The following is an 11,449-nucleotide window of genomic DNA, read 5'->3' on the forward strand; positions in this document are numbered from 1 at the left end:
AAAACAACGAAATCTAGATTCTCGAAAAATTGATTGGCAATTTACTACCGCTGATGCTCGCATTAAGCTCAAGCGTCTTTACCCATCAATTCAAGCTTGACAAGGTAGTAGACCCCGCAGTGTCAAACTGAATTCAGGTCATTTAAGCAATGTTGTATGTGCGACTGGCTGCGCTTGGCGACTGTTGCCTTCGGCTACAACCCGCTTTGAGGTGGAAGGGCACCGCCCCTAAAACTCAGAGCTAGAGCCAGCTTGGGATAACTCGACTTTTGGCGAATAGTCGGAGGCTTTCAGCTTTAGTAAAGTAGCTGCGATACTAGGCACAGAGTCACTTTTATGCCAGAAGGATCGGATAAGCAGCACAGCCACTTGGGTACGGGATGGTCTTTCCCACTACGGGTGAACGTACAGGGAGGACTTCAACTCAGTTCAGCAGAACGGAATATCGAAGAATCGATTCGGATTATCCTGCGGACTGAAATGGGAGAAAGGGTGTATCGACCCAATTTTGGGTCGCGCTTATCGGAAATGGTCTTTGCGCCTATGAATACTCAAACCCTTCTCCTGTTGCGCTTGCACGTCCAAGAAGCTCTAGAAATGTGGGAGCCGCGCATTGTCATCGATTTGGTGCGGACTGACCCCGATCCCATCCGAGGTCGAGTGGATATTATTGTGGAATACCATCCTAAGGGCACTTATGATGCTCGTAGCTTGGTCTATCCTTTCTATCTGAACGGCAAAGAGGAGTGATGGTTCATGAGGGTTTTGAGTAACAAGAGAATTCTTTAATTCAAAATTCTGACTCATTTATCGCATTTCTATAACTTTTGCCCAATTACTAATTACCAATTCCTAGCTACCGATTATTTATAAATAATGGACTTTGATTTTTTACCCAAGTTACCGAAGTCCGACTTAGATGACCGGACATTCAAAGATTTAGTAGATGAGTGCATTCTGCGAATTCCTCGCTATTGTCCGGAGTGGACGAATTATAACCCTAGCGATCCCGGCATCACGCTAATTGAGCTATTTGCGTGGCTGACCGATCAAATGTTGCTGCGGTTCAATCAAGTTCCCCGTCGCAACTACGTTGCTTTTTTAGAGTTGCTAGGGGTTCGCCTGCAAGCTCCGGTTCCTGCTCAGACAGACCTGACTTTTTATCTAAGTGCTGCTTTGCCCGACCCGTATACGATTCCATCTGGGGTAGAAATTGCGACCGTCAGGACAGAAACTGAGCAAGCGATTGTCTTCAGTACCAACCAGCCGATGGTGATTGGCAAACCGAGTATCCGACATTTTCTAACGGCTCAGACAGTTGAAGATGCTCCTCAAATGTTGCGCGATCGCTTCACGAACCTTTGGACTCTGCGCCCTGACGGTGAGTGGATGGGGAGAGAATTAGCCTTTTTTGATGAGCAACCCCAGCCGGGAAATTGCTTTTATCTGGTATTCGACCCGGAGGACGAATGCGAAGGGAATGTTCTGGCAGTCAAGTTTAAAGGAGAAGTTGCGACAGCCATCGGCATTAATCCCGATGCGCCTCCTCGCCGTTGGGAAGCTTGGAATGGCGCGTACTGGCAGCCGGTTTTGTTGCAGGAAGCCGATGATGGCACCAAAGGATTTAGTTTCAGCGAATTCGCCCGGAGTGGGAGCAATCCCCTCCAAAGTGGGGATATTGTGCTACATCTGCCCCAACGCTGGCCGGTGAGCCACTTCCTTACCTACCAAGGTCGCTGGCTACGCTGCGTTTATAGTCACATCGACCCTACACAACCGGGCTACAGTAGTTCCCCGCGGATTGTGAGTTTGTCGGTGAGGGCGATTGGTGGCACCGTCCTCGCTTCTCAATGCGAACAGATAAGAAATGAACTTTTGGGAGAAAGCGAAGGTACACCCGGTCAAACTTTCCAATTGCAAGGCGTTCCGGTCTTGACACGGCGGGAAGATGAATACATTTTGGTGAGTCCGCCTGGAGCTTTGCCTCAAATATGGACAGAAGTTAACGACTTTGCTGATTCTGGCCCTCAGGATCTTCACTACACGATTGACTCGCGGACTGGGATGGTTCAGTTTGGCCCCCTGATTCGAGAACCCGCCCAACTCCAACAGCAGACCCAGTTGCGGGCGAGAACGCAGATGCAGAATCTGGTGAGCGATCGCTTGCTGAATGCGAGTGCCCGTCCTGAAGAAGTGAGATCGCTAGAGCGTCAATATGGTGCAGTGCCGCCCAAAGGCTCCGCGATTCGGATGGTCGCTTACCGCACGGGAGGAGGTCGAAAAGGCAATGTTCAACGGGGAACCATTACCATCCCCAAGTCAGCCGTTCCTTACGTTGCCAGAGTCATTAACCATACCCCCGCCCGCAACGGTGCCGACGCCGAATCTTTGGAAGATGCTGTCATCCGAGTGCCAGCAATGCTCCGCACCCGCGATCGCGCTGTCACCCCTGAAGATTTTGAGGTACTGGCACTACAGGCAGCTGGCGGTGGCGTGGCTCGTGCCCGTTGTCTGACTCCTACCGATAGTAGCGAAGCCGGAACCGTCCGACTGATGCTGGTGCCCCAGGCGAATACGGATGCGATCGCGCGCGGGGAAGGCATTCACCCAGACCTATTTTCCCTCAGCCCTCAACTGAGCGAGCAAATCCATGCTTACCTGAATGAGCGACGGCTGCTGGGAGTGCAAGTGCGTCTGCAAGCACCCGAATATGTCGGAGTGTCTGTTCAAACTGAAGTCGCATTGGAACCGGAGTACAATAACCCCCGCGCCCAAGAAGAAATTCTGCTGAAATTACGGGTAGCGCTGTACCGCTTCCTCAACCCACTTACTGGCGGAATGGATGGGAAAGGCTGGCCCTTTGGACGCCCCGTTTATCCTTCAGACATTGTCACCTTATTCCAGCAAATTCCAGGCGTTCGCTATTTAGGTGTGGTGCAGCTGTTTGAGTTGCGTCAGCAGGAACAAACCTGGATACGGACACTGCCTCAAAACCCCGTCATCGATCCCGGTCCTTTAGGGCTAGTCTGTTCCTGGCTGAACAGTCGCCTGCGCTCTGGTCATGTTGTCAACTTGATTCAATAAAGGACTGAGGGGTGCAGGACTGTTAGCGAAGCGGTGCGAAGCCCGGATTAAGTGCAAGCGTGAAGAGAATGAGAAAGTAGTATCAGTTCCTCTAGTTTTTTGACTGCTAACTTCTGGCTTTTCACTTTCTGATTCCTCACTCACTCCTCATCCCTTACTCCTGATTTTCAGCACTTACCACTGACTATGACTCAAAGCACCTCGCACGGTAAAATCTTACACCTGACACTCACCCCCATGCAGCTTGCCGAGGCAGTTCAGCCAGTGGGGGCGAGTAGCACTGCCAATGCGCTGGCACTGAGTGGCAGTGTAAGTACCGAGGGCATGACGAGCAATCAATTGCTTGTGTATCCTGGCGAACCCAGTGAAATGGTGGTGCAGCTAAAAAACCTGGGAACCCGAATTCTACAGGTGAACCTGCAACTTGAGGGCAACTTTCCCAGCCATTGGTATCGCATTGGGATGGAGGGTCATGAAATTGCCCCAGGTCAGCAGATGGATGCGGTGTTATATTTCCAAATTCCAGCCAACTTCTTTGAAAATAACCAGTCTTTAGAGTCGGGTGGAACCCTAGTCGTCGATTATCATAGCCGCCTTCATGTGTACTATACAGAGCAAGGAGGCACGGGCGGGCTTGTCACACCAGCCAGACAACTGATCGAATCCGCAGCCTTCAACCTCTATATCCGTCCCCGCAGTCTCTACCTAGATTTCTTACCCAGTCTCTATCGGGAAGTAGACTTTATTGGTCGCTTTTTGAAGATTTTTGAGGAGACTTTTGAACCCGCAGTGCAGTCGATGGATCTCCTGTGGGCTTATTTAGATCCGTTAACTGCGCCAGCGACGCTGTTACCCTTTCTTGCCCACTGGGTAGCATGGCCGATGGACGCCCGTTGGAGTCTAAATCGGCAGCGATATCTAATTCGTCAGGCGGTAGAACTTTATCGCTGGCGAGGAACGCGACGAGGGTTGCGGCTCTATCTACATCTGTATACAGACTTGCCCCTAGACGACCATCTACCTGAAGAAGCTGATAAGCACATTAGTATTGAAGAAATTTTTGGTCAAGGTTTCCTGTTAGGAGAAACGCGCCTTGGCGAAGACTCCATGCTGGGCGGTGGGCGTCCCTATCACTTCATCGTGCGCCTGCGACCTGACCGACCAGGTCAAGTCGATGAAGGATTGGTGCGGCACATCATCGACCAGGAAAAACCGGCTTTCTGCACTTACGATCTTGATATTGCAGAGGTAATTGGTAGTGGGTAATCGGAATAAAAAAGCAATTAGTCATTAACAATTAGCAATCTTTCAAATAGCCATTAACAATTATGTTTCCTCCACCACCAACTAATCCTTTAGAACGTCTCCAAGTTACTGATGGTCTGTTGATGAATGCCGACCGTTGGCGTCGGGCGCATGAGTACCACCGACAGAGACAGAATATCCATTACCAGTCTCTTAACCAGCCAGGAATTGTCTGCGGTTTGGGCGTGCGCTTGATCGCAGCACCAGCGGAAGTCGCGCCGCAATTTCGGGATGGGCGTTGGGTACAAATTCAGCCGGGAATTGCGATTGACGTGGCAGGAAACCCAATTATTGTTTCTGAACCGATTGAATTTCGGGTGTCGGGTGAGACGCTGACAGAGAACCCGCAGATGGTTTATCTATCCATTAGTTATGTAGATCCGGAGAAATTGCGCCGGAAAGAGTCTCGTGAATTTGAAAAGGAAACCTTTCGACTGGATGAAAAGACCACTCCACCGAGTGACATGGAAGTGGAATTGTGCCGAATTTTTCTGCAATCCGAGTCAGAGGAATTAGAGCATCCCAAGGATGTTTTTTTTCCAACTGTTAACAGCTTAGATTTGCGTTATCGAGCGATCGCGCGATCGCGTCCTCAAGCAGTTGTCCGTGTTGCCCAAGTCACGCAGCAGCAACCTGCCGATGGGCGCAGTTTTTCCAATCTTTCGTACTTACTCAATTCGGTTCCTGCACTTTACCCAAGCTTACAGGGAGCGGATCTGATTGGACAAGTTCCCTTTTTGGGTGCCGAAAAGTCTTTGCCGCTTGCCGCTTTAGGCTATGACCTACTTTACTTCACGGGTCGTCAGGCACTCTATCTGAACGATCGAGAATTTGAAGCCCTGAAAAATTATTTAGAGACAGGGGGTATCCTGCTAGTCGATGCTGCCACCGATGCCATAGAACTGATTGAGAGCATCATGGCGATCGCGCAACAACTCGGAACTCCTTTAGAGGATATCAAACGCTTGAGCCGGAATCATCCCTTGCGGACACAGCCTTTCTTGTTTGCAGCCCTACCCACTTTAAATCAACAGCCCATTCAACTCGGCTATGGAGGAGGAATTATCTTAGTCGTTGGCAGTTTGTCAGCAGCGTGGGGATTGGATGACAAGCTTTTACTGCCACGAGAAACGATTCGCACCGCTCAAGAATTGGGAATAAACCTTCTGCATTTCGCATGGCGCAGACGGCAACTCACCCAATTATTAAGAGCAGATAATCCTATATCAACCGTTGCCAAACCCTCAGTCAAGCAAGCGATTTTTGACAAACTACAATTTTAAAAATTTCTCTCCAAAACAAAAACTAGGCATTTCTCCGGGCTTCTTATTTCTTGCAAGTAACTATTAACAAACAACAATTGGTTAGGTATCTAACTACTATAGATTCTAATGAATTAATAAAATTCTCTTTCCTCTCTCTTATTTCCTTCTTCCTTAGCGCTCTTTGTGTCTTCGCGGTTCATAAAAAAAGGTAGCTTTCACCAATAAAACAAGACTGCTATCGCTAAAAAGGTATATTTTTGATGGTAAATAAAAGTCTCGTCAATGCTAAACTATCCACCCAGTTACTTCGATACAAACCGGGAGGAATACCGGCTACCTTTGAAGTAACAGTTACGAATGAAAGCAATCAATTTGCAACTTTTCAAGTAGAACTACTAGCCGCTGGTGCTGACTCCAGTGTAGCTAATTCCTGGTATAAACTATCTCCAGGAATTAGCTCCAAAACCCCCCCTGGAGATAGTACAAAGTTTTATGTAGCGATTACTGACACGCCCGTTCCTGGGTTTGTTGGCAAAATGAATATCACCGTCCGCATCTTCTCGATGGAACTCCGGGAGGAAGAAAGACAACTTCTTAGGATAGCCATTGACCAGGGAAGTGGCTCCATCCCCATGCAGGTTGAGCTGCCAGTCAAAGAATTCGTCGTTCATCCGACAGATTTGATCGAGATACCAGTCTGGGTATACAATCCCAGCCAACTATCCACCAACGTCGTGATACATTTTGTGGGCATAGAGCCGGCTTGGCTAGCCGAGAGTGCTGAACGACGGCTGCAAGTTGCACCCGGTAGCAAGGTAGAAACAAGTTTCTTATGCCAAATACCTATTGCCACCCTTGCTCCTAGCCAGGTATACCCTTTTACCGTTGAATGTACTCAGCATAATGGTCCCCCATCAAGCAATGTAGGAGCAATCAAGGTCGTTGCTGCGGGATTTATAGATTTCAGTTGCACCCCAGCCTTGCAGCAAATCCCTCCATCGCCCAATTGGCTGCCGAGATGGAAGTATAACTCCGCAACTTACAAACTGAATTTTGAGAATGCCAGCAATTTAACTCAGCAAGTGAGTTGCGAAGTCAATGCGGAAGATCAGCGAAGATTCAATTTGCAGGTTATCCCTGAAGTGGCAGACCTGAACCCAGGTGAGACGACTCAATTACAGCTAGTCTGTACGAGGAAGCGGCGCTGGTGGGGTTCAGTTCAAAGATTTCTTTTGGAAGTTAAGGCGATTGTGTCGGATGAGCGCTTAGATGTCCGCAATGACACCCAAATCTTGAAACTGCTTGTCCGACCAGTTCTCCCTATCTGGATGCAGTTAGCGGGATTAATCTTGCTGCTTTTCTTGCTCTGGGCGCTGTCGTGGCTAAATCCTGGCAACCCGTTTTGGGGTCACAAAGCGCCTGTCACGTCGGTGCAATTTAATGGAGTCGCTGAGCAAGTGATCAGTGGATCGAATGACCAAACCGCAATTAGATGGCGCACTTCAGGCTTTCTGAATCCCTTGATTAATCAACAAATGGGAGTTGTGGGAAAGGCGGGTAAAGCCGTGCGTGTCATCCGGTATAAACCTGTAGACAATGATGTGGTTGCCGCAGGCTTAGAGAATGGGGAGATCCAGCTATGGAATGTATCGGGAGAAAGGAAGCTACCGATAAATTCTTTCTCTTTCCAAAAAGATGATCGGGTTTTAGCTCTAGAATTCACCAAAGACTCGCGTTATCTATTAAGCGGTCACGGGAGTGGTTTAGTGGCGGTGTGGGATGTAGAACGCGACCTCGACAATCCCAACTCGACAAATCAACCGCTGCGAGGGAAGAAATTTGACTTTGTCGTGAATGCTCTGGCATTGGTGGGAAAAGCGGATAGAAACTTAGCGATCGCGGGACGCTACAACCAATTTGTCGTGTGGAACTTGGCAAAAGACAAATGGGGGCGCGTATCCTATCCCCGGCAAGGAGGTCAGGAAGATTACATCGTCAGCCTGGATAGTGCTGAATACAAGCCGAATCTTTTAGTCACTGCTGATAACCAGGGGTACATTACCTTATGGAATATGCAAAAATGTCTTGCCGAGCAGGGACCTTGTGAAGTTTTGGATGAATGGTCGGATGGTCACAGCGGCAAGTCAGTTCGTTCAGTAGCCTTGAGTGCCAATGGTTGCTACTTGGCGAGTGGGGGGGATGACGGACGAGTGATGCTTTGGCCTCTGACTGCTGAAGGTAAACGCGATTCCCAGTTAAAAGGCAGAAAAATCGATCGCTCCTTTGGTCAGTCTTGGCATATTAATAGTGTAGATATTAAGACGGTCGGAAACTCTATTTTCGTGCTGAGTGGTAGTGATGATACTGAGGTGAGGTTAAAACGTGTGGATCGGCTACCGCAACTACAGTGCGATCAACAAAACTGAGGTGAAAAAACTGAGAACTGAGCTAGAAGCCTCACTTAGTCCTCAGTTGTCTAGAGACGCCGATTTACCGCGTCTCCTCAGTCCTTATTTCTGGGGAGGGAAACAATGACAACGAGACAACCGTTCGATGCTGGTTCCTTAGAGAGACAGGGGAGACAGGATGACAAAGCCGGTGGTCTCACAATGGTCGATGTCCTGACGCTACCTGACTCCCAGCGACAGATCGTGCAATGGATGATGCGTAAAAAATCCGAAGTCAGTCTGGCTGAAGTGGCAGATCATACTGGTTCAGGGGAAGACGTAGCGATCGCGTTGTTGGACGATCTGGTCGCTCAAGGCTTTGTACAAGAGACGGAAGTCGCAGGCGAATTACGCTATCGGATGCGTCTTGCTGCCAGACGAGGCAGTCAGCAGTTGCCTAAAACCATCCACCAAGCGCTGGCTCCCGGTAATCCCCTCGCGGTGATCCTAAATCCTTCCGGAGACTACGCCCTCGTCGCCGGAGCGACCTTTGATCTCTGTATCACGGTGAGTAACAAGGGCAATCAAAGTGCCTTAATTGATATTTTTATCGATGAAGTATCCCAACCGCTCCGTCAGTGGTGTGCATCTCCCCATCAGCGGCTGGCGTTAGGTTCCAACTCTACCAGCGAGGTCATCTTTCAGTTTCAGGTGCCAGTCGAGACAAAACCGGGCACCTACCCCTACCTGTTGGTGGTCGATGCGCCGCAGCACTACCCCGAAGATACCCCGATCCGCCATCAAGCGCGACTCCAGGTTTTACCGCCGATTGAGACTGCCATTCGGGTTAGCGATCCTACCTTTAGTCTTCAGCCAATCACCAGTTCTGCGATTCCGGCTCGTCTCCAACCCGGTTCGCTATTGCAAGTTGTGGTGAACGTACACAATCGCTCTGCCAGAGTCGATCGATTTCGGCTGATGTGCCCGGATTTGGACGAGAAATGGTTTAGCGTGCGTTATCCGGAAGGGATAGAGTCACCGGGATTGGTGACAACGACGACAGGATTAGACCTCAACCCCGGAGATAGTGGGCAAATTCTGCTAGTGTTAAACCCGCCAATGGACGCGCTGGCAGGAACTTACTATCCTACCGTTCGCTTATATTCTGTCAACAATCCAGGCTTGGTGTTGCTGGATGTCGTTTACCTAGAAATTCTCCCGACTTACCTTCTAACCGTAGAATTTCGCACGCTAGTCGGTAAGGTGAGACGCCTATCGGGATTGTACGAACTCAGATTAAACAATGGAGGCAACACCTCGCGCGAGGTTATCCTGCGAGCCAAAAGTTTGGATGAGGAGGATGTGTGTTCTTACACGGTGTCGCCTTCCTTGATACGGATAGCGCCTTTTTCCTTAGCCATCGCCGAAGTTCAGGTAAAACCGCTCAAGTGGTGGCGTCGTCCTCTGTATGGGGGAGGGCGGTTGATCGGCTTCGGCGTTGAAGTTGAAGATACGCAGCAGTTGCCCCTAATTAATGATGCCCCGCAGGGGACGTTGTATTGGGAACCTCGTCCTTGGTGGCAATTCCTGCTGGTACTACTACTTTCTCTAGGAATTCTAATCGCGATCGCTTTCCTGATTTGGTTGATATTCTTTAAGCCAAAGCCGTCGCCAAAAATCCTTCAATTTAGCTCTTCAGATGCTCTCTATCAAGCATCTGAAGATGACTTAATTCGTCTAAGTTGGCAAATTCGCCACCCCAATCAGATCCAGTCGCTCTTGCTCACCGGACAATCGCCTGACGGTACAGCTACCGTTGAACCCATTTCTTACGATTTCCGCCAGGGTGTTCCAGAGCAACTCAAGTCATTTTGCGCGATTCGTCAGGTTTTAATCTGCAAAAATGTGCGGACAGATGCCCGCAAAGCCGGGGACTATGTTTTTGAACTGAAAGTCTTCTCCAAAAAGGCAAAAGATGTCGCATCAGATACTCTGAAGACCAGTCCGATCAAAATTGAACCGGAGCCTCCCCCAAAAATTATCGAGTTTTCCTCTACAAGACCGATTTATGCAGAAGTCCCTGGTAAACCCACCAATGCCAATAAAATTCACCTCAATTGGAGAGTCGTCAATCCAGAGCAGATTAAAGAGTTGCAGTTAATCGGGCGATCGCCTGACGGTACGGTGAATAGTGTATTGAAGCGGTTTGACTTCAGCAAAGGTGTGGCAAAGGGTTTGGCAAAATACTGTACTGCCGAAGCAGCGCTAATCTGTAAAAATGTGCCTACAGATGCTCGCAAACCAGGAGACTACATCTTTGAAATGATGGTCGTTCCCAATACAGCACAACAGGAACCATCAGATACTAAGAAGACGGATGCAATTAAAATTACAGCCCAACCTTCGAGAATTGTTAATTTTAAAATCAACAATCAAGAAGCTTTACCCAAATATATTGTTCCAGTCAATCAGATAAAACCTGGTGAAATTATTAAAATATCTTGGAAAGTAGAAGGCGGCAGCAATATTAAAGTTGAGCTGCTTCCGTCACCCGGTACGGTTCCCGCTCAGGGCAGTATCCCCTACACTCTCAGTCAGAAACCGGGTAGTGAAACGATTACGCTGCAAGTCACCAATGGATCTGGCGAACAAATTAGCCGAGCGGTTACAATTGAAACTTTTGAACCGCCACCGCCACCGCCACCTGCTGCCTTAGCCCCGGCTCTACCTACGTTAGTCCCAGCTCCACCTACCTTAGTCCCGGCTCCAATCGTCCCACCGCCGCTACCCCCAGCGCCCCCTCCCGGAGCCTCTGGGGCACCCGCCGCAACCTCTGCCACTGGTAGTACCCCACAGGCTTCTGGCACAGGTGCCCCTGCCGCCGGTACTCCTGCCGCCGGAACCCCTGCCGCCGGTACTCCTGCCGCTGGAACCCCTGCCGCCGGTACTCCTGTCAATCCTGCTACCGTACCAACCCCCAGTGAACCAGGTTCGCTCTCGCCCTCCGAGTTACCACCCCGTTCTGACTGACTTAAGCAAACCCAAAACTTGCATGAGTGACGCGATCGCGTCACTCATGCCACCCATCATTAATCCCTCTTAACTTATACCAGTTATCGAGAATAGATATTAGTAGGTCTTAGCTTAGTCGGTCTTGGGGTTTGGAGTAGCAGATTCAATTGGCTTTGAACCCTTATGGATCTGTAAATTTTAATTGAAGAAGCCGGGACTTTCCGACCAAAAAACTTCTATAAACCGTCAAAATATTATTGAATTAGCACTACTTATATCTGATAAGTAGCTAGGATGATTTAAACCTAAAACGCTCCATCGTATACCCACCTTGTTCACTTCGTGATTCCATGCCCTCCATCACAGCCAGGGCTAAATCATATTCATTGTCAAACA

The 11,449-nt window shown here is 49.2% G+C and carries 6 protein-coding genes; all 6 read left to right on the top strand.

The genetic code is table 11. From position 1 onward, the window contains the following. Window positions 1-336: 336 nt before the first annotated feature. The 6 genes from H6H02_RS26075 (at window position 337) to H6H02_RS26100 (ending at window position 11,071) form a co-directional block, all read left to right on the top strand. Entirely contained in the window at window positions 337-750 is a 414-nt protein-coding gene (locus H6H02_RS26075) for a GPW/gp25 family protein (RefSeq protein WP_190823274.1), read from the top strand. 126 nt (window positions 751-876) lie between these two features. Continuing rightward, complete coding sequence (locus H6H02_RS26080; protein WP_190823276.1) at window positions 877-3,084, top strand: putative baseplate assembly protein; 2,208 nt, start codon at window positions 877-879, stop codon at window positions 3,082-3,084. 186 nt (window positions 3,085-3,270) lie between these two features. Then, entirely contained in the window at window positions 3,271-4,350 is a 1,080-nt protein-coding gene (locus H6H02_RS26085) for a phage tail protein (protein WP_190823278.1), read from the top strand. A 62-nt stretch (window positions 4,351-4,412) separates the two neighbouring features. Further along, window positions 4,413-5,672 carry a DUF4159 domain-containing protein gene (locus H6H02_RS26090; protein WP_190823280.1) on the top strand — a complete coding sequence of 420 codons (1,260 nt, stop codon included), beginning with the start codon at window positions 4,413-4,415 and terminating at the stop codon, window positions 5,670-5,672. A gap of 242 nt (window positions 5,673-5,914) precedes the next feature. After that, the gene (locus H6H02_RS26095; protein ID WP_190823282.1) at window positions 5,915-8,080 is read left to right on the top strand and encodes a hypothetical protein; all 2,166 of its coding nucleotides are present in this window, start codon (window positions 5,915-5,917) and stop codon (window positions 8,078-8,080) included. A gap of 105 nt (window positions 8,081-8,185) precedes the next feature. Continuing rightward, window positions 8,186-11,071 (top strand): hypothetical protein, encoded by a 2,886-nt coding sequence (locus tag H6H02_RS26100; protein WP_190823284.1) that lies wholly within the window; start codon window positions 8,186-8,188, stop codon window positions 11,069-11,071. Window positions 11,072-11,449: the final 378 nt, after the last annotated feature.

This window comes from Coleofasciculus sp. FACHB-1120, from assembly GCF_014698845.1.
GTDB lineage: Bacteria > Cyanobacteriota > Cyanobacteriia > Cyanobacteriales > FACHB-T130 > FACHB-T130.

Bases quoted from the DNA above. Each gene is read 5' to 3' on its own strand.
- H6H02_RS26075 (WP_190823274.1), top strand. From the start codon at position 337: ATGCCAGAAGGATCGGATAAGCAGCACAGCCACTTGGGTACGGGATGG.
- H6H02_RS26080 (WP_190823276.1), top strand. From the start codon at position 877: ATGGACTTTGATTTTTTACCCAAGTTACCGAAGTCCGACTTAGATGAC.
- H6H02_RS26085 (WP_190823278.1), top strand. From the start codon at position 3,271: ATGACTCAAAGCACCTCGCACGGTAAAATCTTACACCTGACACTCACC.
- H6H02_RS26090 (WP_190823280.1), top strand. From the start codon at position 4,413: ATGTTTCCTCCACCACCAACTAATCCTTTAGAACGTCTCCAAGTTACT.
- H6H02_RS26095 (WP_190823282.1), top strand. From the start codon at position 5,915: ATGGTAAATAAAAGTCTCGTCAATGCTAAACTATCCACCCAGTTACTT.
- H6H02_RS26100 (WP_190823284.1), top strand. From the start codon at position 8,186: ATGACAACGAGACAACCGTTCGATGCTGGTTCCTTAGAGAGACAGGGG.